We start from the raw sequence: 22380 nt of genomic DNA, 5'->3' as shown, positions 1-22380 counted from the left end.
ACTTAGTTGTCTCCCGTTGCGACCTGGTCGGTGGTGGGCGCGGGGTCGGTGACACCAACGGTGGTCATCGTGTGTTCCACCGCCGGGTTGATGATGTCCAGCACCGGTTGCGGGTAGACGCCGAGGATGAGGATGCCCGCGATCAACGGGGCGACCACGATCTTCTCGCGGACCGTGAGGTCCTTGCGCATGGCGGCTACGTCTTTCAGTTGCGGGTTCAAGGTGCCCTGCATCGTCCGCTGGTACATCCACAGGACGTACGCGGCGGCGAGGATGATGCCCAGAACCGAGATCACCGCGACGGTCTTGTTGACGCTGAACGCGCCGAGCATGACCAGGAACTCCGACACGAACGGAGCGGTCCCCGGCAGTGCCAGCGACGCCAGACCCGCGATGAAGAAGGCGCCCGCCAGGAGCGGCAAGGCCTTGCCCGCGCCGCCGAAGTCGGCGATCTCGCTGGAGCCGCGCCGCGCCGCGAGCATGCCCACGACGATGAACAACAGCCCGGTCGCGAGCCCGTGGTTCACCATGTACAGCACCGCTCCGGTGCCGGACTGGGTGGTGAAGGCGAAGATGCCGACCCCGATGAATCCGAAGTGGGCGATCGAGGTGTAGGCGACGAGGCGACGGAGGTCCGTCTGTCCGATGGCGACGAGCGCGCCGTAGATGACGCCGATCAGGGCCAGTGTCATTGCCAACGGCGCGAACGCCTGCGCGGCGTCGGGGAACAGCGGCAGGCAGTACCGCAGGATCGCGAAGGTACCGATCTTGTCCATGACACCGACGAGCAGCGCGGCGATGCCGGCTGGGGCGGCCCCACCGGCGTCGGGGAGCCAGGTGTGGAACGGGAAGAACGGCGCCTTGATCGCGAACGCGGCGAAGAAGCCCAGGAACAGCCAGTACTGCAGGTCGCCTTGGACGGGGCCGTCCGCGACGAGCTGCTGCCAGTCGAGGTTGTGGCCGCTGGCGACCCACAGCCCGATGATCGCGGCAAGGAGGACCATGCCGCCCAGCAGCGAGTACAGGAAGAACTTGACCGCCGCGTACTGACGCCGCTTGCCGCCGTAGGAGCCGATGAGGAAGTACATCGGAACCAGCATGACTTCGAAGAACACGTAGAACAGCAGGACGTTCGACGCGACGAAGGTGCCCGTCATCGTGGCCTGCAGCGTCAGGATCAACGCGAAGAACACGGGGACGTTGCGGCCCTCGACGTCGGCGTCGTTCCACGACGCCAGGATCACGATCGGGGTGAGCAGCGCGGTCAGGGCGACCATGACGAGGGCGATGCCGTCGACGCCGAAGCTGAACGCCAAGCCCCAGTCCGGGACCCACGGGTAGTGCTCCGTGAACTGGAGGTCCGTCTCAGCGGCCACATACTGAACACAAAGGATGGCCGTCAGTACGAGAACCAGCAGCGACGATCCGAGGGCGATCGCCTTCGCCTGCCCCGGTTTCGTCCGGGGCACGCAAGCGGTGATCACGGCCCCGATCAGGGGCACCACGATCAGCGCCGAAAGGAAGGGAAACGAGCTCACCCGAACGTCACCACCAACAAAGCCGCCACAACGACAACGGCACCAGACAGAATGGACAATGCGTAGCTACGGACGAAACCGGTCTGAGTGCGGCGCAGCCGCGACGACGCGCCACCGACGGCGGCGGCCAGACCGTTGACGACTCCGTCGACGCCCCGGTTGTCGACCCACACGAGCGCACGGGTCAGGAGACGGCCGGGAAGTTCGAAGACCAGTTCGTTGAACCGGTCGGCGTACAGGTTCTCGCGGGCGGCACGCACGATCGGCGTCCGCGCCGGTTGCTCCACCTCGGCCGTTCCACGACGGAACAGCAGGACCGCGAGCCCGGCACCGAGCACGGTGACGGCGATCGTCAAGGCGGTGACGGTGCCGTGCGACAGATGCGCGTGCGGCTCCTCGTGTTCGCCGAAGACGGGGGTGAGCCACTCGACCACGGAAGTCGACATGAGCCAACCGGCCGCGACCGAACCGACCGCGAGCAGCACCAGCGGCACCACCATGATCGGCGGCGACTCGTGCGGGTGCTTGACGTCCTCCGTCCACCGCTTCGGGCCGTGGAACGTCAGGACGAACAGGCGGGTCATGTAGAACGCCGTCAGCGCGGCGCCCAGCAGGGCGACGGAGCCGAAGAGCCAGCCCTGCCAGCCTTCCCGGTTGAACGCCGACAGGATGATCGGGTCCTTCGTGAAGAAGCCGGACAGCGGCGGAATGCCGATGATGGCCAGGTATCCGAGACCGAAGGTCGCCCACGTCCACGGCATGTACCGCCACAGGCCGCCGAACCGTCGGATGTCGACCCGGTCGTTCATGCCGTGCATGACCGACCCGGCCCCGAGGAACAGCCCGGCCTTGAAGAAACCGTGCGCCAGGAGGTGGATGATGCCGAGCGCGTAGGCCGCGCCGCCGAGACCCACCGCGAGGAACATGTAGCCGATCTGCGAGACCGTCGAGTACGCGAGGACCCGCTTGATGTCGTCCTTCGCGCAACCGATGACCGCTCCGATGAGGAGTGTCACGGCGCCGATGCAGACGACGACGAGTTGGGCCGTCTCGCTCAGGTTGAAGATCGGGTTCGAGCGGGCGATCATGTAGACGCCCGCCGTGACCATGGTCGCCGCGTGGATGAGCGCCGACACCGGGGTCGGGCCCTCCATCGCGTCGGGAAGCCAGGTCTGGAGCGGGAACTGGCCCGACTTGCCGCAGGCGCCCAGTAGGAGCAGCAGCCCGATCGCGAGGATGGTGCCGCCGGCGATCGTCCCGGCGTCGACGCCTTCGATGAAGCCGTTGAAGACCGCGTCGAACTCGGTCGAACCGACCGTGGCGAACATCAGGAAGATCGCGAGCAGGAAACCGGCGTCACCGACGCGGTTGGCGAGGAACGCCTTCTTTCCGGCGGTCGCGGCGGCGGGCTTCGTAAACCAGAACGAGATCAGCAGGTACGACGCCAGACCGACGCCCTCCCAGCCGATGAACATCATCAGGTAGTTGTCGCCGAGGACCAGCAGCAGCATCGCCGCGACGAACAGGTTGAAGAACGCGAAGAACCGGCGACGGCCCTCGTCGTGCTTCATGTAGCCGACCGCGTAGATGTGGATCAGGAGACCCACACCCGTGATCAGCAGGACGAAGACCGCGCTCAGCGGGTCGAACAGCAGACCCGCCCCGATATCGAGGCCACCCACCTGGACGAACGTGAAGAGGTCGACGAAGGTCGACTTGTTCTCCAGGCCCGACAACTGGATGAAGTAGGTCAGGCCGAGCACGAACGCGAGGCCGACGGTCGCGCAGCCGAGCCAATGGCCCCACTTGTCGGCGCGCTTGCCGAGCAGGAACAGCACGGCGGCGCCCACCAAAGGCAGCGCGATCAGTAGCCACATCGACGACAGCGCGCCGGTGGCCGGTACGTAGTTGATCGAATCCACGACGATTGAGCCCTCTTAGTACTTCAGCAGGTTGGCGTCGTCGACCGAGGCCGACCGGCGGGACCGGAAGATGGACATGATGATCGCCAAGCCGATGACGACCTCGGCGGCGGCGACGACCATGACGAAGAACGTCATGATCTGTCCGTCGATCGTGCCGTTGATCCGGGAGAAGGTCACCAGCGTCAGGTTCGCGGCGTTGAGCATCAGCTCGACGCACATGAACACGACGATCGCGTTGCGGCGGACCAGAACCCCGACCGCGCCGATGGTGAACAGCGCCGCGGCCAGCACCAGGTAGTAGGTGGGAGTCACTTGCGACGTCCTCCGTTCGTGCCCTTCGGAGCCGCCTCGAACGGTTCCAGTTCCCGCGTCGGGATGACGGGCGAGATGCTGCGTTCCGATTGGGTGCCGTCAGGCAGGAGCGCCGGTGTCGCGACCGAGTCGGACGTGGCGAACACGCCGGGGCCGGGTTTGGGACCGGGGTAGCTGCCCTTGGCGAACCGCTGCCGGGACAGGTCCTTCTGACCGGGGTTGTCCTTCTTGCTGCGTTCGACGTGAGCGAGCACCATCGCGCCGACGGCGGCGGTGATGAGCAGCGCCGACGTCACCTCGAACGCGAACACGTACTTGGTGAACAGGTCCGCGGCGATGCCCTGGACGTTGCCGTACTGGTTGGCGTCGTCCAGGCCCACTGCGGTCACCGAGCCGACGCCGCGCGCCAGCCCCGTGCACAGCAGCAGGGCCATGCCGATGCCCAGCAGGAACGCCGCGAAGCGTTGCCCGCGTAGCGTTTCGAGGAGTGAGTCCTTCGAGTCACGGCCGACCAGCATGATGACGAAGAGGAACAACATCATGATGGCGCCGGTGTACACGATGATCTGGACGAAGCCGATGAACGGCCCCGACTGGAGCATGTAGAGCACACCGAGCGACAGCATCGTGCACGCCAGCAACAGTGCCGAGTGCACGGCGCTGCGAGCCAGCACCATGCCGATGGCGCCACCGAGGGCGATCGGCGCGAGGATCCAGAACGTCACCGCCTCGCCGGTGGTGACGGTGCTGGCCGCCTCCAACAGGGTGTTCATTTCTCCTCCTGCTTGCGCCCGCGCTTGGGGCGGCGCTTGGCGTCCTCGCGGACGGCCGCGTCGTCACGCAGACGCTGCTCGAACTCGGTCTCGGTGCCCGCGGCAGCGGCGGCCCGACGCTCCTCGTTCGGCGACATCTCGCCACCCGCCGACAGGCCGGGGTTGTCGAGCGCCTTGACGTAGTAGTCCTTCTCGGAGTCTCCGAGCCGCATCGGGTGCGGCGGCTGCTCCATGCCGGACAGCAGCGGCATGAGCAGCTGCTCCTTGGTGAAGATCAGGTCCCGGCGGTCTTCCGCGGCGAGCTCGTACTCGTTGCTCATCGTCAGCGACCGCGTCGGGCACGCCTCAATGCACAGTCCACAGAAGATGCACCGGGCGTAGTTGATCTGGTAGTCGGCGGCGTAACGCTCACCGGGCGAGAATCGCGCCTGTTCAGTGTTGTCGGCGCCTTCGACGAAGATCGCGTCGGCCGGACAGGCCCAGGCGCACAGCTCACAACCGACGCACTTCTCCAGGCCGTCGGGGTGACGGTTGAGAATGTGCCGACCGTGATAGCGGGGCGCGGTGGGCTTGCGGACCTCGGGATACTTCTCGGTCACCTGCTTCTTGAACATGTGGGCGAAGGTGACGCCGAAGCTCCTGGCGGTTCCGAACATGGCTAATCCTCCTTTCCCGTGACGGTGCCGGTCGCGGCGGCGGGCTCACGCTCGGCTTCGATCTGCTTGGTACGCGACGACGGCGGGATCTTGAGGTCCATCGGGGGGACCGGGAACCCTCCGAGCCCGGTGTCGGGCTCGAGCGGCGCCTCGTAAGGCTCGCGGGTGGGCCAGAAGAAGATCGCGATCAGGACGAGCAGGAACGACCCGCCGATCAGACCGATCCACGACGCCGAGAACGCGGGCTCGTTGGAGCCGACCCGAATACCCGCGAGGACGACGATCCACAGCAGGTTGACCGGGACGAGGACCTTCCAGCCGAGCCGCATGAACTGGTCGTACCGGAACCGGGGCAGCGTTCCACGCAGCCACACGAAACCGAACATCAGCACGACGATCTTGAGGAAGAACCACAGGACCGGCCACCAACCCTCGTTCGCGCCCGGCCACCACGACCCGGGGAAGGGGGCCTGCCAGCCACCAAGGAACAGGGTCGTCGCCATCGCGGAGACGGTCACCATGTTGATGTACTCGGCGAGGAAGAACAGCGCGAACTTCAGCGAGGAGTACTCGGTGTGGAAACCACCGACGAGCTCCGACTCGGCCTCGGGAAGGTCGAACGGCGCGCGGTTGGTCTCACCGACGACGGAGATCGCGAAGACGATGAAGCTCGGCAGCAGCAGAAGCGCGTACCAGCCCGGGATCGTGAACGACCCGAGCGTGCCGAGGTTGATCTCCTGACCGGCCTGCTGGGCGGCGACGATCTGGCTGGTCGACAGGGTTCCCGCCGTCAGCAGGACCGCCACGATCGACAGACCCATCGCGATCTCGTACGAGATCACCTGGGCCGCGGCGCGCAACGAACCGAGCAGCGAGTACGTCGAACCCGAGGACCATCCGCCGAGGACGATCCCATAAACGCCGAGGGCCGAGGTCGCGAGAACCAGCAGCACCGCCACCGGCAGGTCGGTGACCTGCAGCGGTGTCTCGTGGCCGAAGACGCTGACGACCGGGCCGAACGGGATGACCGAGAACGCCGTGATCGCGCACGCCGTCGAGATCACGGGCGCCAGGATGAACACGATCCGGTCGGCGCCCTTCGGCACCAGGTCCTCTTTGAAGGCCAACTTCAGACCGTCGGCGAGGCTCTGCAACAGACCGAAGGGTCCGTGCCGGTTCGGGCCGGGCCGCACCTGCATCCAGGCGACGGCCTTGCGCTCGAACCAGATGGCCAGCAGCGTCAACACCACCAGCAGGATGAAGACGACCACGCCCTTGGCGAGAATCAACCACCACGGGTCTTGGCCGAACGCGGACAACTCGTTCACTGGGTGCCTCCGTTGTAGGCGGCGATGGATACGACGTCACCCGCGGAGACACCGAGAACCCGGTGCACCCCGGAACCGGGTGAATTGGTCGGCAACCACACGACGCCATCGGACATGTCGGTGATCGCCAGCGGCAAGGTGATGCCGCCGAGCGCGCTTCCGACGGTGACGGCGGCGCCGTCGACGACGCCGAGCCCGGCAGCCGTCGAGGCCGACAAGCGGACGACCGGCGTGCGCGCGGTGCCCGCCAAGTGCGGGTTGTTGTCCTGCAACGTCCCCGAGTCGAGGAGGTGGCGCCAGGTCGCGAGCAGCGCCTCACCGGCGGCGGGCGTCGGCGGGGTGGACGCGGACTCCAGCGGCGGCCGAGGCCGGTCCGCGGGCGTCGGCACCCCGGCGAGCTCACCGCGGATGGCGCGCAGCTCGGCGAAACCGAGCTCGACGCCCATCGTGGTGGCCAGCGCGTCGACGACGGCGTGGTCGGACAGCAGGGACGAGTCGAGGGTCGCGTCGAAGGTCCGCAGGCGGCCCTCCCAGTTCAGGTACGAACCGCCCTTCTCGGACACGGTCGCGACCGGGAAGACGACGTTCGCGCGACGTGTGACCGCCGTGTGCCGCTGCTCCAGGGAGACGATGAAGCCCGCCTGGTACAGGGCGGCCTCGGCTCCGGCCGGGTCCGCGAGGTCGGCCGGGTCGACACCCGCGACGACGAGTCCGGACAGTTCGCCGGACGCGGCGGCCGCGAGGATCGACGCGGTGTCCCGGCCCGGCGTCGCCGGAAGCGAGTCCACACCCCAGTACCGGGCCAGCGCGGCACGGTCCTGGTCGGACGCGACGTCGCCGCCACCGGGCAGCGTCAGCGGGAGAGCCCCGACATCGACGGCGCCACGGTCACCGGCACGGCGCGGAACCCACGCGAGTTTCGCGCCGGTCGCGGTCGCGAGGCGGGCCGCGGCGGTCAACGCCCCGGGGACCGTCGCGAGACGCTCGCCGATGAGGATGACGCTGCCGGGTGCGCGAAGGAGCTCCGCCATGTCGCCGCCGTCGGCGTAACCCGAGAGCACCTCGGCTTCTCCGCCGGGCACCGTCGGGACGAGCTGGGCGCCGATCTTGCGGGATCCGTCCGTCGCGAACGGAGCGACCACGAACGGGCTCAAACCGTTGTCCCGGTTGGCCTTACGCAGTCTCAGGAAGAGGATGGGGCATTCTTCCTCGACTTCGAGGCCCGCGATGAGGACGGCCGGCGCGGTCGAGACGTGCTCGTAGGTCGTCGCGCCACCCGCCGGGTGCACACCGGCGACGGCGTGCGCCAGGAACTCGGCCTCCTCGTGCGAGTGCGGACGCGCGCGGAAGTCGATGTCGTTGCTGTCGAGGACGATCCGCGAGAACTTCGCGTACGCGTAGGCGTCCTCGATGGTGAGGCGACCGCCGGTGAGGACACCGACGCCGCCGCCCTGCTTGGCGTTGGCGAGGCCCTCGGCCGCGGCGCGCAGGGCGTCCGGCCAGCTCGCCTCGTGCAGTTCGCCGTCGGCGCCGCGCACGAGCGGCCGCAGGATGCGGTTGTCGGTGTTGACGTAATCGAACGCCCACCGGCCCTTGTCGCAGTTCCACTCCTGGTTGACCTCAGCGTCGTCCCCGGCGAGGCGACGCAGGACGCGGTTGCGCCGGTGGTCGGTGCGCTGGGAGCACCCGGCCGAACAGTGCTCGCACATGCTCGGACTCGACACGAGGTCGAACGGCCGCGCCTGGAAGCGGTACTGGGTACCGGTGAGCGCGCCGACGGGGCAGATCTGGATGGTGTTGCCGGAGAAGTACGACTCGAAGGGCTCGTCCTCGTAGATCCCCACCTGCTCCAGGGAGGAGCGTTCCATCAGTTCGATGAACGGGTCACCGGCGACCTGGTCCGAGAACCTGGTGCAGCGGGCGCAGAGGACGCAGCGTTCGCGGTCGAGGAGCACCTGCGACGAGATCGGCAGGGACTTGCGGTAGGTCCGCTTCTCCTCGATGAACCGGGACTCGGCCCGGCCCGTCGTCATCGCCTGGTTCTGCAACGGGCATTCGCCGCCCTTGTCGCACATCGGGCAGTCGAGAGGGTGGTTCAGGAGCAGGAACTCCATGATGCCCTCTTGGGCCTTCTTCGCCACCGGGGACGTCAGCTGGGTCTTGACGACCATGCCGTCGGTGCACTGCGCGGTGCAGGACGCCAGCGGCTTGCGCTGCCCCTCGACGTCGACGAGGCACTGACGGCAGGCGCCGACGGGCTCGAGCAGCGGGTGGTCGCAGAAGCGGGGAATCTCGATGCCGAGTTTCTCCGCCGCCCGGATGACCAGTGTTCCCTTGGGGACGGTCACCTCGACACCATCGATGGTGAGCGTGACAGTGTCACTCATCAGTGCGCACCTACTAGATCAGAAGCTTTCAACAACGGTTGGCGACGACCCTCGATGTAGTCCAGGTAGTCCTGCTTGAAGAGCTTCAGCGAGGAGGTCACGCAGGAGGTCGCGCCGTCACCGAGCCCGCAGAACGACCTGCCGAGCAGGTTGTCGCAGGCGTCGAGCAGCGTGTCGAGGTCGTCGTGCGTGCCTTGGCCCGAGAGGATGCGCCGGTAGACCCGGGTCATCCAGTAGTTGCCTTCACGGCAGGGCGTGCACTTGCCGCACGACTCGTGCGCGTAGAACCGAATCCAACGGTACGACGCGTAGACCGGGCAGTCCTGATCCGAGAAGATCATCATCGCGGTCGTGCCGAGGATCGAACCGGCCTTCGCGACCGAGTCGAAGTCCAGAGGGACGTCGGCGTGCTCGGCGGCCAGCATCGGCGTTGACGAGCCACCCGGCGTCCAGAACTTCAGGTTGTGGCCGTCGGCCATACCGCCCGCGAGGTCCAGCAGCTCGTTGAGGGTGGTGCCCATGCCGCACTCGTACTGGCCCGGGTTCTTCACCCGGCCCGAGAGCGAGTAGATCATCGTGCCGGCGGAGTTCTCGCTGCCGAGCGACTTCCACCAGTCCGCTCCACCGAGGACGATGTGCGGGACCGAGGCGATCGAACCGACGTTGTTGATGACCGTCGGCGACGCGTACAGACCGTGCGTCGCGGGGAACGGCGGCCGCAACCGGGGCTGACCCCGGAAACCCTCGAGGGAGTCGAGCAGAGCCGTCTCCTCGCCGCAGATGTAGGCCCCGGCGCCGGAGTGGACGACGATGTCCAGGTCGAAGCCGGTGCCGAGGATGTTCTCCCCGACGTAGCCCTTCGCCCTGGCCTCCTCGACGGCGTTGCGCAACCGCCGCGCCGCGTGCACCGCTTCGCCACGGATGTAGACGAAGGCGCGCGCCGCCCGGACCGCGTAGGACGCGATGACGATGCCCTCGATGAGCGAGTGCGGGTCGTTCGTCATGAGAGGGAGGTCTTTGCAGGTGCCCGGCTCGCCCTCGTCGGCGTTGACGACGAGGTAGTGCGGCTTGCCGTCGTTCTGCGGGATGAACGCCCACTTCATGCCGACCGGGAACCCGGCGCCACCGCGTCCGCGGTGACCGGATTCCTTCATGAACGCGATCAACTCGTCCGGGTGGTGCCGCATCGCCTTGCGCAGCGCGGCGTAACCGTCGAGACGCTCGTAGACGTCGATCTTCCACGCGTCGGGTGACAGCCAACGCTTGGTCAGCACGGGCGTCAGCTTCGCCAGAGCTTCTGGAGAGGGACTCATGCCTGCTCCTCCTTCTTCACCAGCGGCGTGTCGGGGTCGATGACGGGCGCGGTGACCCCGTTGTCGGCCGCCAGCCGGGCACCGGCCAGAGTGGCGGTTCCGATACCGGTGTCGGCGAGAGCCTCGATCCGGTCCTCGCCCCAGCCGGCCAACTGCCGGGACATCTCCTTCAACGTGCACAGCCTGGCACCGCGAGACGGAGCCGGGCGCTCGCCGTTCTGCAGCGCCTTCGCGACACCGACGGCCTGGTCGCCGTCGACGCGGTCGTAGAACTCGTAGTTGACGGTCATGACCGGCGCGTAGTCGCACGCGGCGAGGCACTCGGCGTGCTCCAGCGTGATCTTGCCGTCGGCGGTCGTCTCGTCGTGGCCGACACCGAGGTACTCGGACAGCTCGTCGTAGACCTTCTGACCGCCCATGACGTCGCACAGGGTGTTGGTGCACACGCTGACGAGGAAGTCACCCGTGGGTTCCCGCTTGTACATCGTGTAGAAAGTGGACACCGCGGCGACTTGAGCCTTCGTGATGCCGATCATCTCGGAACAGAACGCGATGCCCTCGGGCGTGACGTAGCCGTCCTCGCTCTGCACCAGGTGCAGCATCGGCAGCAGACCGGACCGCTGCTTCCCTTCCGGGTAGCGGTCCATGATCTCTCGCGCCTTCTCGCGCAATTCTTCGGAGTAGGCCATTACCGGTCACAACCTCCCATAACCGGGTCGAGCGAGGCGCCACCGACGATGACGTCCGCCAGCAGGCCGCCCTCGGCCACGGCCGGGACCGCCTGCAAGTTGATGAAACTGGGTTCCCGCATGTGCATCCGGTACGGGCGGGTTCCGCCGTCGGACACCAGGTGCACGCCGAGTTCGCCACGGGGGGCTTCGATCGGGACGTACACCTGACCGGCCGGGACCCGGAAGCCCTCGGTCACGAGCTTGAAGTGGTGGATCAGGGACTCCATCGACTCACCCATGATCTTCTTGACATGGTTGAGCGAGTTGCCCAGACCGTCACCGCCGAGGGACAGCTGCGCCGGCCACGCGATCTTCTTGTCCTCCACCATGATCGGGCCGACCTTGAGGCGGTCCATGGCCTGCTCGACGATCCGCAGCGACTGCCGCATCTCCTCGATGCGGCACAGGTACCGGCCCCACGCGTCGGCGCCGTTGTGGGTCGGCACGTCGAAGTCGTAGGTCTCGTAACCGCAGTACGGCATGGTCTTGCGCAGGTCCCACGGCAGACCGGCGGCGCGCAGGACGGGACCGGTGACGCCGAGCGCCAGGCACCCCGACACGTCGAGGTAGGCCACGCCCTGGGTGCGTTCCTGCCAGATGCTGTTGCCGGAGAGCAGGTTCTCGTAGTCCTTGAGCGCCTTCGGCATGTACTCGATGAAGTCGCGGATCTTGGAGATCGCGTCGTCGGGCAGGTCTTGGGCGATGCCGCCCGGACGGACGTACGCCATGTTCATGCGCAGACCGCTGGCCAGCTCGAAGATGTCCAAGATGTACTCACGGTCGCGGAAACCGTAGATCATCATCGACAGCGCCCCGAGCTCCATACCGGTCGTCGCGAGGCCGACCAGGTGGGACGCGATCCGGTTGAGCTCCATCATGAGAACGCGGATCGTCGTCGCGCGCTCGGGAACCTCGATGCCGAGCAGCTTCTCGACGGCGAGACAGTACGCGGTCTCGTTGAAGATCGGCGCGAGGTAGTCGGCGCGGGTCACGAAGGTCGTGCCCTGCGTCCACGTGCGGAACTCGGTGTTCTTCTCGATTCCGGTGTGGAGGTATCCGACGACGGGGCGCAGCTCGCGCACCGTCTCACCCTCGAGTTCGATGACGAGCCGGAGCACGCCGTGCGTCGACGGGTGCTGCGGACCCATGTTGACGACGAGACGCTCGTCCTCGATCGGGTCGTGCCCGCCGATGACCGTGTCCCAGTCGCCGCCGGTGACGGTGAAGACCTTGCCCTCGGTGGTGTCGCGAGACTCCGCGTAGGCGTCGGTCGTGGTGTCTTCGGTGCTCACTTGTAGGCCCTCCGCTCGTCGGGTGGCGCGATCTCGGCGTCGTTCTTGTACTCGACGGGGATGCCGCCGAGGGGGTAGTCCTTGCGCTGGGGGAAGCCCTCCCAGTCGTCCGGCATCAGGATCCGCGTCAGGTTCGGGTGGCCGTCGAAGACGACGCCGAACATGTCGTAGGTCTCGCGCTCCTGCCAGTCGGCGGTCGGGTAGACCTCGGTCACGCTGTCCACGTGCGGGTCCTCGACGCTGACGGCGGTCTCGATGCGCACGCGGCGGCGGAACGTCATCGACGTCAGGTGGTAGACGACGTGGAGTCGCTTCTCCTGAGACGGGTAGTCCACTCCGGAGACGCTGCTGCACAGCTCGAAGCGCAGGTCCGGGTCGTCGCGCAGGGCCCGGCAGACGTTCAGGACGTTGTCCGGGTCGACGTGCAACGTCAGTTCGCCGCGGTCGACGACGACCGCGCGGACCGCTTCGCCGCCGACGGCCTCACCGAGGACCTCGACGAGTTCGTCGAAGTAGCCGCCGTACGGTGCCGGGCTCGGCACCACGCCGGCGGTCGGTTCGGGCCGCACGAGTCCGCCGAAACCGGAGGTGTCGCCGGTGCCGGAGACACCGAACAGTCCCTTGTCATTGTCGGTACTCATGCCTGGACTCCCTTCACGGCCGAACGGTGCTGCGCCGAAAGGACGCGATGGCTGGTGATGGCGTTCATTAGTCGACCTTCACCCCGCGCTCGATCATCCAGTTCTTTATGCGGAGCTGCTCGGTGGTGCCGGTCTCCGCGGCTTCGCGCCACTGGGCGGCCTTCTGCTTGTTGAACTTGTAGCTGGACGGCATCGACCCCGGCGGGACGAGCTGCGGGCCGAGCTCCTCCAGCTGTTCGCGGCGCTTGTCACCGAGCGGCTCGTGCATGATCTTGTCGTGCAGCTTGAGGATCGCGTCGAGCAGCATCTCCGGCCGCGGGGGGCAACCCGGGAGGTAGATGTCGACGGGGACGACGTGGTCGACGCCCTGCACGATCGCGTAGTTGTTGAACATGCCGCCGGACGACGCGCAGACGCCCATCGACAGGACCCACTTGGGATCCGCCATCTGGTCGTAGATCTGACGCAGCACCGGGGCCATCTTCTGGCTGACACGACCGGCGACGATCATGAGGTCCGCCTGACGCGGGGACGCGCGGAAGACCTCCATGCCGAACCGGGCCGTGTCATAGCGGGCGGCGCCCGTGGCCATCATCTCGATGGCGCAGCAGGCCAGGCCGAAGGTGGCGGGCCAGAACGACGCCTTGCGCGTCCAGTTGACAAGCTTCTCCACCGACGTCAGGAGAATGCCGTTGGGAAGCTTCTCTTCGATACCCATGACTAACCCTGTCCAATCCACAGTTGACGGTTCGAACGCCCCATGACTAATCCCAATCCAGCCCGCCACGGCGCCACACGTAGGTGTAGGCGACGAAGACGGTCACGATGAACAGGACCATTTCGACAAACCCGAACAGCCCCAACGAATCGAAGGCGACGGCCCACGGGTAGAGGAAGATGATCTCGATGTCGAAGATGATGAACAGCATCGCGGTCAAGTAGAACTTGATCGGGAAACGGCTCCCCCCGGCCGAGGTCGGGGTCGGTTCGATACCGCACTCGTAGGCTTCGGCCTTCGCCCGGTTGTACCGGCGGGGCCCCACCAGTGGCGCGGCCACCACCGAGAACACGGCGAACGCCGTCGCAATCGCGAACAACACGACAATCGGCGCGTACAGTTCCATCGCTATCGCCTACCTACTGTGCACATATCGGTTTCCTGAGAGAACGCATCGGGGGCGCCGGGCACCACGCCGATGACGCGGACGCCTGTCACGGAGGCAACCGCGCGGCACTGCGGTCGAATCAGTGTCATGCCGACGGAGCCACCTTCGAGAGTCCGTTGATGATCTTGTCCATGGCGTCGCCGCCGCGCGGGTCGGTCAGGTTCGCCAAGAGCTTGAGTACGAAACGCATCAGCGTCGGGTGTTGCAGGCCGTGATCGGTGCACAGCCGCATCACCGTCGGGTTGCCGATGAGCTTGACGAAGACGCCACCGAGCCGGTAGTACCCACCGAACCGCGACTGCAGCTCCTTGGGGTAGCCGCGCAGCACCGCTTCGCGACGGGGCCCGGCGGGCTTGGCCAGCGCTGCCGCGCAGAACTCTGCGGCGACCTCGCCGGACTCCATCGCGTAGGCGATCCCTTCGCCGTTGAAGGGGTTCACCATGCCGCCGGAATCACCGACGAGCAACAGCCCGCGAGTGTAGTGCGGTACCCGGTTGAACCCCATCGGCAGCCCCGCCCCGCGGATCGGGCCGTCGGCGGTGGACTCGTCACGCATCCCCCACTCCTCGGGCGTACCCGACAACCAGTCCAAAAGCAACTGTCGGTAGTTCGTCTTGCCGAAGGCGCTCGAGGAGTTCAGGACTCCGAGACCGACGTTGACCCGACCGTCACCGAGACCGAAGATCCACCCGTAGCCGGGCAGCAGCTTATTCGGGTTCTCCGCGCTGCGCAGCTGAAGCCACGACTCGAGGTAGTCGTCGTCGTGCTTCTCGGCGCAGTAGTAGTAGCGCCGGACGGCCACACCGAGCGGGCGATCGTCCCGCTTGGCGATGCCGAGCGCGAGCGCCATGCGGGCGGAGACTCCGTCGGCGGAGACCACCAGCGGCGCGCGGAAGGTGACCGGCTCCTTGTCGGGACCGATCTGCGCCTCGACGCCGCACACGCGCTGCGCCTTGTCCAGCAGCGGACCGGTGACGTTGACACCGGTCATCAGGCGGGCGCCCGCCTTGACGGCGTTGTTGGCCAGGAGGTCGTCGAAGTCGAGCCGGGTACGGGTGAGCCCGTAAGCCGGGTACGAGTCGAGGGTCGGCCAGTCCAAAGTGAGCTTGGTGTCGCCTGCGACGACTCTCAAACCCTTGTTGCGCATCCAGCCCGCCTCGGGGCTGGTGTCGATTCCCATCCGAAGCAGTTGCCGGACCGCCTTCGGGGTCAGGCCGTCGCCGCAGACCTTCTCGCGCGGGAACTCGGTCTTTTCCAACAAGAGGACGTCGAGACCGTGGCTGGCCAGGTGATAGGCCGCTGCGGAGCCGCCCGGTCCGGCACCGACGACGATGACGTCGGCGTCGGGGGACGACTGGAGACTGCTGGGCACGTCGATCCTTGCGTTTCTGATTGGATGGATGGGTGTGCTGGCGACTACGAACGGGCTGGTAGTCGGCTCTGTATGTTTGTGAACGCATTCACAAGGGTTGTTGGCATGCAGTCTAGGCCGACCAAGATCAGCCCACTGGAATTAGGGCAACCTAAGTTCACGCTGTGGACGCCTTGGTGGCTCGATGTAGCGCAACGGCTCCACCCGCGTAGTTTCGCCACCCGACCTTGCCGAAGCCACTGGCCCCGATCCGGGCCGCGAACTCCGCCTGATCCGGCCACGCGCGCACCGATTCGGCCAGGTAGACATAGGCGTCCGGATTGGACGACAGTGCCCGCGCCATGATCGGGAACCCCCGCATCACGTATTCCATATAGACGGTCCTAAAGGGCTCCCAGGTGGGAGTCGAGAACTCGCAGACGACGAGACGACCGCCCGGTTTGAGCACTCGCGCCATCTCCCGGAGGCCCGCCTCGACGTCGTGAAGGTTGCGAATGGCGAACGAGATCGTCACCGCGTCAAAGGATTCGTCCGCGAACGGAAGCGCCAGCGCGTCGGCGGCCAACAGCGGAACACCCCTGCCTCGACCCACCTTGAGCATGCCGAGCGAGATGTCCGCTCCGATGACCGACGCGCCCGAGCGAGCCAGCTCCGCAGTGGAGACCCCGGAACCCGCGCCCAAGTCGAGGCAGCGCTGCCCGGGACCGAGCTTCAAGGCCTTGCGTGTCTCGGATCGCCAATGGCGGTCCATCCCGAGGGACATGACCGTGTTCATCGCGTCGTAGCGCTTGGCCACTCCGTCGAACATCGCGGCGACCTCGGCGGGCTTTTTGTCCAATGAGGCCCGAGTCATGACGGGACCTCCCGTCGCGCACCCGACCGTCGGCGCGGCAGCGCCCCGTAACGAAGCTCTCGTTCCTTCACGCCCTCAGCGTGGCACAGTCACGCAGATCACGCGTCGCCTACCCAAGACTCATCGAGCCTCCGAGGACGAGTGGGCCGCGCACCTGCGAAGGCTCGACGATACATCCACTAAGGACATCGATCGCAGAGCGCGGTGCGTCTTCGACCCGAGCGGATTCCCGGCGCCCGCGGCACATCCGCGATCGAGGCATCGGCCCGCGAACGGAACGGATCGTCGAACGTCAAAGTCATCGTCGCCCCTGTCTCTCGGTCTGACGAACCGCTCGTCATGTGATGTTCAACGAGGTCAGCGACATGGGGGCACGGCCGACTCTCGAACATTTGTGTCATGAATCGGACAGGCTCGCGTCTCACACGCTGAATCCCGTTCGCGTTCGACGAATGCGGTGCGGCGATGACGCGCGCCCGAACACGCGAAAACCCGGACGGGGCGACCGGGACCTGCCCCGTCCGGGAGACGGCGGGCGCACGAGGCACCCAAGAGTTTCCGGGCCCGCCGCGGGTGGGGGCGGGCCCGAATGAAACCGAACTAGCCAGCGCGACGCCTGCGGCTCGCGATCAGCAGCGCGACACCGACGACGACGAGCAGGAGCGCTCCACCGATCAGCATCGTCAGGCTGGTACCGGTGATCGGCAGGCCACCGGGGCCGTCATCGGACGGCGAGGTGCTCGGGCCGGTCGGCTCTCCGCTGGTGGGCTCGCCGGTGGTCGGCTCCTCCGTCGGCGGATCGGTCGGCTTGGTCTCCTCGGTCACCGTGATGGCGAACTCGACCGAGTTGTTCGACTTGTCCGGGTCCGGCGCGCCGAGGGCGGAGATGCCCGCGATGGCGGGTTCCTGGAACTCGTGGGCCTCGGCCAGTTCGACGTTGAACGTGAAGTCGGTCTCGGCGCCGACGGCCAGGTCGGCCGTGTCCACACAGGTGAAGAGCTTGTTGTGCTCGTCTCCGGAAATGCACGAGTCGGGCGCTTCGATGATGGTCACGTGCTCCGGGAACGCGATGATCAGCGCGTAACCGCCGGCGGCCGCGGCCGGTCCGGCGTTGCCCGCCGTCACGGTCACGGGAATCCGGTCGGCGATCCAACCACCCACGTCGACGGACGTGACGAACAGGTCGGCGCGGTCCTCGACGGTGAACACGTTGATCTCGGCGAGGTTGTCCTGCGCGACGGGCCCGGGCTCGAGGACCCGGTCGTCGGCCTTGACGGCCTCGGTGCGCGACGAGTCGATCGTGAGCGTGTCGGCCTCTTCCTCGACCGGGGTGTACTCCCAGGCGAAGACGGCGGCGTTCTGCAGTTTCACGCCGGCCGGGGCCGACGCGGACATCTCGAACGGCAGGGCGCGATCGCCGGACGGGGACCACTCCTCGCCCGCCCCGATCGTCACGTCCGGCCAGAAGCAACGGATCTGGAACGAGGGGTTCGAGTCGGGGTTCTGCAGCGAACCGTTGGTGCTGCATCCCTCCGGCGCGAAGGTGAACTGGGCCTCCGTGGGCAGGACGACCATGAACTCGACGCCGTTGAGCGGCACATTGGACTCGTTCGACACGGTGAAGATGCCGCCGTCGACGACGCCGGTGCCTCCCGGTCGTGCCGCGATGTCGGCCTTCGGCCACACCACGAGGTCGACGCTCGGCTTCTTGCCGACGCGGGCGACGACGGTCGCCTCGTTGTCCGCGGGGTCGAGATCAGCCTGAGTGGACGACACGACGAGCTTGACGCGTCCGATCCGGCGCTCCGCGTCGTCGCCCAGCTCGGCCGGGTGCACGGTCAGGGCTCGGAGACTGGCGATCCCGCTCGCCGGGACGTCGGGAACGGCACACGTGGCCTTTCGGCCGTTGGCGCTGAGTTCGCAGTCGCCCGCGAAGTCGTCGTTGAGGGTGACGGTGCCCGCGTCCGACGCCTTGGGCAGGGTCACGGTGATGGTGACACCGGTCGCCGCGGCGTTGCCGTTGTTGACGACCTCGACGCGAAGGTCTTTGGAGGCGGTGTCCGCACTGGTCACCGCGCTGGGCACCGCGACGGACAGGTCGACGAAGGGTTCATCGGCGTAGGCGTTGACCGCGACGACGCTCAGAGTGGCCGCGACGACGGCCGCGCTACCGACGGCGGCCAGAATGCCGCGCCGGCGACGAGATGGACGCATGATGTTGTGACTTTCGTAGCGGGGGAAAGCTGAGAGGGGAGGGCGACGGTGAGACCGGGTCCACCGTGCGGTTAAGAATGCCCCCACCGCAGATCCCCCACAAGCATCGATGCGAGACCGTTATGACGGTTCAGCTGAAGGGCTGAATCGCCGATATTCAACCGACCGTCGGCCCAGGGCTCATGTGGGAACTCGGTGTCCCACCCCGCGGGCGTCAGGCGACGCCTCGCCACGTTGTCCTGGAAGAGAATCCGCCGCACCCGTGTCGACGGTGCACACGCGACGGTGAGCCGCCCCGTGGAGCGGCTCACCGCACGATCACTTGTGGGCGTTCTCGCGCTCGACCTCGTGCCCGGCGCGGATCGTCGTGACGCACGTCCCGGCCGCACCGGTGGTCAGCGCCGTGTACGGGTGACGACCGGCGTCGACGGCGAAGACCGCGAGGTCGGCGCGGGCGCCGGGGGTGAGGACCCCGAAGTCGTTGCGGCCCATGGCGAGCGCGCCGCCACGGGTCGCGGCGTGGAAGAGCCACGCGTCGAGGCCGTCGCCGTTGTCGCCCTGTCGTCGGGCGATGTCGCGCAGGACGGGCAGCTCCGCGGCCACGTCGAGGTCGGGCGCGGAGGCGAGCGAATCGGTGCCGACGGCGACCGGGTTGCGTTCGGAACGGTGCGCCGCGACGGGCGGTTCACCCGCTTCGAGGCGGGCGTTCGATCGGGCGCACAGGGCCACATGCGTGCCGTGCGCGCGCAGTGTCGCGCGGTCGCGTTCGTCGAGGTGGACGCCGTGCGCGACGTGCGAGTCCGCGCCGAGGAGCCCCCACGCGTCCATCTCGGCGGCCGGGGAGCAGCCGTTGGCGTCGTCGAGCAACTCGAAGCAGGCGTCGAGGGAACGGCTGAGGTCGGCGAACGGGCCGCTGCCGGTGCGCACGTAACTGTCCTCGTGCAGGGTCTCGGCGAGGTGCGGGTGCAGCCGAAGTCCGCGTTCGCGAGCCATCGCCGCGAGGTCCTTGCCGACGGCGCGGCCCAGCGTGTACAGGGTGTGCGGGCTGACGCCGAGTGCCGGATCGGCGCCGGGCTCGGCGCGGTCGAGCAGGTCACGGAATGCGTCCCGCTGTTCAGTCCATCGGACGTCGTCGATGAAGCAGGCTTCAAAGTAGAGGGTTCCCGCCATGCCCGACGCGAGCAGCGCGGGAAGCGCGTCCGGCGGCGTCACGACGTCGGCGATGCCGGTGACGCCGTGCCGCAGGGACTGATCGACGCCGAGCCGCGCGGAGGCATGCCAGTCCTCCGCGCTCATGGACGGGTTTCGACGGGCGAAGTCCTGAATCCAGTCGAAAAAGGACTTTCCATTGTGGTAATGGTCGGCGTAGGCCGAATAGCACAGGTGAGTGTGCGCGTTGACGAGTCCGGGCGTCAGTACGCCGTCGTGCTCGCGGACGGGGGCATCCGGCATGTCCCCGATCGGCCCGACGGCGACGATCCTGCCGTCTTCCACGGCGACCGCGCCGTCTCGGATCGGCGGGGCGGACACGGGCACGACGACGGGCGCACGATGAATCAGCATCCACCGATCGTGGCCCGCCCGTTCATACGTCGCGCCACCGGGTACGTCGTCAGCGACGACCGACACCCGACCCCGACGACGGGACCATCCGCCGCTCCGATGTCTCAGGAACGAAGCAGCGCAGACGATTCCGAGGCAGGAGCCGCCGTCAGTTGGAGTCGAGCAGCGGCAACGCGATCGAGGACACGTGCGAGCGCACCCGGTCGTCCGTCGGGTCGTCCTCGGGCGTCCAGTGCACCGCGAGGTGCTCGTACAGCGTGTTGCGCTGAGCCGGGGTACGACCGGCCGTGCGAATCAGGTCGATCAGGTCGTGCAGGTTCGACCGGTGCCGGGCGCCCGCCGAGGAGATGACGTTCTCCTCCAACATGATCGAACCGAGGTCGTCGACCCCCATGTGCAGCGACAGTTGGCCGGCCGCCTTCCCCGTCGTCAACCACGACGACTGGAGGTGCGCGATCTCGTTGAAGTACAGGCGCGCGACGGCGAGCAGACGCAGGTACTCCATGACGGTCGCCTGCGTACGACCCTTCAGGTGGTTGTTCTCCGGTTGATACGTCCACGGGATGAACGCGCGGAAGCCGCCGGTGCGGTCGTGCACATCGCGGATCATGCGCAGATGCTCGATGCGCTCCGCGTTGGTCTCGCCCGTGCCCATCATCATCGTCGCCGTCGATTCGAGGCCCAGATTGTGCGCGACCTCCATGATCTCGCACCAGCGTTCGCCGGACTCCTTCAACGGGGCGAGCGCCTTACGGGGCCGCTCGGGCAGCATCTCCGCGCCGGCACCGGCGATCGAGTCGAGCCCGGCGGCCTTGATCCGGGTGATGGCGTCTTCGATGCTGACGCCCGACACCTTCGCCATGTGGCCGATCTCGGACGGCCCGATCGAGTGGATCGCCAGCTGGGGAAAGTCTCGCTTGACGGTCCCGAACAGCTCCTCGTAGTACTCGACCCCGAAGTCCGGGTGATGTCCACCTTGGAGCATGACCTGGGTGGCACCGAGATCGACCGCCTCGGCGCACCGACGCAGGATCTCGTCCATGTCATGGCTCCAGCCCTCGCCGTGCTTCGGCGCGCGGTAGAAGGCGCAGAAGCGGCAGGCCGTGACGCAGACGTTGGTGTAGTTGATGTTCCGGTCGATGAGATAGGTGACGATGCCGTCGGGGTACCGCCGTCGGCGCACCGCGTCGGCGGCTTCACCGAGTTCGTGGAACGGCGCCTCGGTGTACAGCAGCAACGCCTCTTCGGTCGTGATGCGGCCGCCATCGGCGCCTCGGGCGAGGATCTCAGCTATCTCAGTCGACACGCCTTCGAGAGTACGACCCTGACCGGGAACGAGTCGACCGGCCGCGCGTTTCGTCGCATGCCTTACACGCGCCGCCGAGGCGGCGAGTCGCGCCGGGCCCTTACGATGAGCCGGTGACCGGCCCCACTGACGATCAGCCGCCCCCCGCGTCGAATCCCCCTCCGGAGGACTCGGCGAACGAGCCGGAACCTCAGCCTCACAACGAATCCGAGGCGGATACCGAGGCGAGCGGCGACGACGACACCGGCGAGTCGATCCCCGTGGGGGTCGGCGAGGAGGTCGGCCCGTCGGGCATTCTCGCGATCGCCGCCGCGTCCCGCAAACCCGGTGTGTTCATCGCGCTGACCTGCGGCCTTGCCGTCATGATGTGCTGCGCGTGCAGCACCTTCGGCCTCGGCACGTGGGCGGCGCTGCGGATGGCCGACCTGACCGAGATCCGTGACGACATCGGCGCACCGGGCGGCTGGGAGGCGCTCGACGACGCCGCGCTGCCGTGGGCGGCGTCGGCGNNCCACGCCGGTCCCGCCGACGCGCAGACGGTCTCCGATTGGCTCGCGGACGCCGGGATCGACGTCGACACGGGCGCGGTCGCGAACTGCCTGACCGCGAAGACCCCATGCGAGAGGGCCACCGAGGTCGACGGATACGACGTCACGATCACCTACGGCGCCACCACGACCAACGACACCACCGAACCCGCCACGGTCATCGTCACCGTCCGCTGATCCACTGTCCAACTGGACCACTGTCCAGCTGGACCACCGGCCCGTTGGCCACCCGGTCCACCCGGTCCACCCGGTCCACCGGTCCACCCGGTCCACCCGGTCCACCGACTCACCACCTCACCATCCCGCGGCCCGCGGCCCGCGGCCCGCCATGCCTGACCCCCGAATGGTGCTGAACCCCTGTTCCGCTTGGTTGGGCAAAAGTTCCGCTTGGTTGGGCAAATTGCGAAAACACGCCTGTTTCGAACATTTGCCCAACCAAGCGAGACGTTTAACCAACCAAGC

18 protein-coding genes are annotated in these 22380 nt (G+C 67.3%); all 18 read right to left on the bottom strand.

Translation table 11 applies throughout. From position 1 onward, the window contains the following. Nucleotides 1-2: 2 nt before the first annotated feature. The 18 genes from ACM9NP_RS05600 to mqnC all read right to left on the bottom strand — a co-directional run bounded on the left by ACM9NP_RS05600 (nucleotide 3) and on the right by mqnC (nucleotide 21370). Nucleotides 3-1538 carry an NADH-quinone oxidoreductase subunit M gene (locus ACM9NP_RS05600; protein WP_415645511.1) on the bottom strand — a complete coding sequence of 512 codons (1536 nt, stop codon included), beginning with the start codon at nucleotides 1536-1538 and terminating at the stop codon, nucleotides 3-5. Further along, nucleotides 1535-3415, bottom strand: coding sequence for an NADH-quinone oxidoreductase subunit L (nuoL, locus tag ACM9NP_RS05595; RefSeq protein WP_415645637.1), 1881 nt, complete (start codon nucleotides 3413-3415; stop codon nucleotides 1535-1537). Before nuoL ends, ACM9NP_RS05600 begins: the two co-directional genes overlap by 4 nt. A 60-nt stretch (nucleotides 3416-3475) precedes the next feature. Continuing rightward, nucleotides 3476-3775: an NADH-quinone oxidoreductase subunit NuoK gene (gene nuoK, locus ACM9NP_RS05590; protein ID WP_415645510.1), complete on the bottom strand. Its 300-nt coding sequence runs from the start codon at nucleotides 3773-3775 to the stop codon at nucleotides 3476-3478. Beyond that, nucleotides 3772-4548: an NADH-quinone oxidoreductase subunit J gene (locus ACM9NP_RS05585; RefSeq protein ID WP_415645509.1), complete on the bottom strand. Its 777-nt coding sequence runs from the start codon at nucleotides 4546-4548 to the stop codon at nucleotides 3772-3774. Before ACM9NP_RS05585 ends, nuoK begins: the two co-directional genes overlap by 4 nt. Continuing rightward, nucleotides 4545-5204: an NADH-quinone oxidoreductase subunit NuoI gene (nuoI, locus tag ACM9NP_RS05580; RefSeq protein ID WP_415645508.1), complete on the bottom strand. Its 660-nt coding sequence runs from the start codon at nucleotides 5202-5204 to the stop codon at nucleotides 4545-4547. Before nuoI ends, ACM9NP_RS05585 begins: the two co-directional genes overlap by 4 nt. Before the next feature lie 2 nt (nucleotides 5205-5206). Beyond that, nucleotides 5207-6532 carry an NADH-quinone oxidoreductase subunit NuoH gene (gene nuoH, locus ACM9NP_RS05575; protein ID WP_415645507.1) on the bottom strand — a complete coding sequence of 442 codons (1326 nt, stop codon included), beginning with the start codon at nucleotides 6530-6532 and terminating at the stop codon, nucleotides 5207-5209. Next, nucleotides 6529-8919, bottom strand: coding sequence for an NADH-quinone oxidoreductase subunit G (locus ACM9NP_RS05570; RefSeq protein ID WP_415645506.1), 2391 nt, complete (start codon nucleotides 8917-8919; stop codon nucleotides 6529-6531). Before ACM9NP_RS05570 ends, nuoH begins: the two co-directional genes overlap by 4 nt. After that, the gene (nuoF, locus tag ACM9NP_RS05565) at nucleotides 8919-10232 is read right to left on the bottom strand and encodes an NADH-quinone oxidoreductase subunit NuoF (RefSeq protein ID WP_415645505.1); all 1314 of its coding nucleotides are present in this window, start codon (nucleotides 10230-10232) and stop codon (nucleotides 8919-8921) included. Before nuoF ends, ACM9NP_RS05570 begins: the two co-directional genes overlap by 1 nt. Continuing rightward, nucleotides 10229-10921: an NADH-quinone oxidoreductase subunit NuoE gene (gene nuoE / locus ACM9NP_RS05560; RefSeq protein ID WP_415645504.1), complete on the bottom strand. Its 693-nt coding sequence runs from the start codon at nucleotides 10919-10921 to the stop codon at nucleotides 10229-10231. Before nuoE ends, nuoF begins: the two co-directional genes overlap by 4 nt. Beyond that, on the bottom strand, nucleotides 10921-12255 hold the full coding sequence (locus tag ACM9NP_RS05555; protein WP_415645503.1) for an NADH-quinone oxidoreductase subunit D: 1335 nt from the start codon (nucleotides 12253-12255) through the stop codon (nucleotides 10921-10923). The genes nuoE and ACM9NP_RS05555 overlap by 1 nt, the downstream gene beginning before the upstream one ends. Continuing rightward, nucleotides 12252-12896 (bottom strand): NADH-quinone oxidoreductase subunit C, encoded by a 645-nt coding sequence (locus tag ACM9NP_RS05550; RefSeq protein ID WP_415645502.1) that lies wholly within the window; start codon nucleotides 12894-12896, stop codon nucleotides 12252-12254. The genes ACM9NP_RS05555 and ACM9NP_RS05550 overlap by 4 nt, the downstream gene beginning before the upstream one ends. Nucleotides 12897-12963: 67 nt before the next feature. After that, the gene (locus ACM9NP_RS05545; protein ID WP_415645501.1) at nucleotides 12964-13614 is read right to left on the bottom strand and encodes a NuoB/complex I 20 kDa subunit family protein; all 651 of its coding nucleotides are present in this window, start codon (nucleotides 13612-13614) and stop codon (nucleotides 12964-12966) included. A 46-nt stretch (nucleotides 13615-13660) separates the two neighbouring features. Then, nucleotides 13661-14020, bottom strand: a complete 360-nt coding sequence (locus ACM9NP_RS05540) for an NADH-quinone oxidoreductase subunit A (protein WP_415645500.1) — start codon at nucleotides 14018-14020, stop codon at nucleotides 13661-13663. 127 nt (nucleotides 14021-14147) lie between these two features. Then, complete coding sequence (locus ACM9NP_RS05535; RefSeq protein WP_415645499.1) at nucleotides 14148-15434, bottom strand: geranylgeranyl reductase family protein; 1287 nt, start codon at nucleotides 15432-15434, stop codon at nucleotides 14148-14150. Nucleotides 15435-15591: 157 nt separating this feature from the next. Beyond that, nucleotides 15592-16287, bottom strand: a complete 696-nt coding sequence (locus ACM9NP_RS05530) for a demethylmenaquinone methyltransferase (protein ID WP_415645498.1) — start codon at nucleotides 16285-16287, stop codon at nucleotides 15592-15594. A gap of 600 nt (nucleotides 16288-16887) precedes the next feature. Beyond that, nucleotides 16888-18501 (bottom strand): COG1361 family protein, encoded by a 1614-nt coding sequence (locus tag ACM9NP_RS05525; protein ID WP_415645497.1) that lies wholly within the window; start codon nucleotides 18499-18501, stop codon nucleotides 16888-16890. Nucleotides 18502-18819: 318 nt separating this feature from the next. Then, nucleotides 18820-20064: an amidohydrolase family protein gene (locus ACM9NP_RS05520; RefSeq protein ID WP_415645496.1), complete on the bottom strand. Its 1245-nt coding sequence runs from the start codon at nucleotides 20062-20064 to the stop codon at nucleotides 18820-18822. A 148-nt stretch (nucleotides 20065-20212) separates the two neighbouring features. After that, nucleotides 20213-21370 (bottom strand): cyclic dehypoxanthinyl futalosine synthase, encoded by a 1158-nt coding sequence (mqnC, locus tag ACM9NP_RS05515; RefSeq protein ID WP_415645495.1) that lies wholly within the window; start codon nucleotides 21368-21370, stop codon nucleotides 20213-20215. Nucleotides 21371-22380 lie beyond the last annotated feature (1010 nt).

Source organism: Stackebrandtia soli, assembly GCF_965137155.1.
GTDB lineage: Bacteria > Actinomycetota > Actinomycetes > Mycobacteriales > Micromonosporaceae > Stackebrandtia > Stackebrandtia soli.
Note: the sequence above shows the minus strand (reverse complement) of the source record. Positions and strands in the feature narration are given on the sequence as shown.

Coding starts and splice junctions, on each gene's coding strand:
- nuoL (WP_415645637.1), bottom strand. CDS start 3,415: ATGTGGCTACTGATCGCGCTGCCTTTGGTGGGCGCCGCCGTGCTGTTC.
- ACM9NP_RS05585 (WP_415645509.1), bottom strand. CDS start 4,548: ATGAACACCCTGTTGGAGGCGGCCAGCACCGTCACCACCGGCGAGGCG.
- nuoI (WP_415645508.1), bottom strand. CDS start 5,204: ATGTTCGGAACCGCCAGGAGCTTCGGCGTCACCTTCGCCCACATGTTC.
- ACM9NP_RS05570 (WP_415645506.1), bottom strand. CDS start 8,919: ATGAGTGACACTGTCACGCTCACCATCGATGGTGTCGAGGTGACCGTC.
- nuoF (WP_415645505.1), bottom strand. CDS start 10,232: ATGAGTCCCTCTCCAGAAGCTCTGGCGAAGCTGACGCCCGTGCTGACC.
- nuoE (WP_415645504.1), bottom strand. CDS start 10,921: ATGGCCTACTCCGAAGAATTGCGCGAGAAGGCGCGAGAGATCATGGAC.
- ACM9NP_RS05550 (WP_415645502.1), bottom strand. CDS start 12,896: ATGAGTACCGACAATGACAAGGGACTGTTCGGTGTCTCCGGCACCGGC.
- ACM9NP_RS05545 (WP_415645501.1), bottom strand. CDS start 13,614: ATGGGTATCGAAGAGAAGCTTCCCAACGGCATTCTCCTGACGTCGGTG.
- ACM9NP_RS05540 (WP_415645500.1), bottom strand. CDS start 14,020: ATGGAACTGTACGCGCCGATTGTCGTGTTGTTCGCGATTGCGACGGCG.
- ACM9NP_RS05530 (WP_415645498.1), bottom strand. CDS start 16,287: ATGACTCGGGCCTCATTGGACAAAAAGCCCGCCGAGGTCGCCGCGATG.
- ACM9NP_RS05525 (WP_415645497.1), bottom strand. CDS start 18,501: ATGCGTCCATCTCGTCGCCGGCGCGGCATTCTGGCCGCCGTCGGTAGC.
- ACM9NP_RS05520 (WP_415645496.1), bottom strand. CDS start 20,064: ATGCTGATTCATCGTGCGCCCGTCGTCGTGCCCGTGTCCGCCCCGCCG.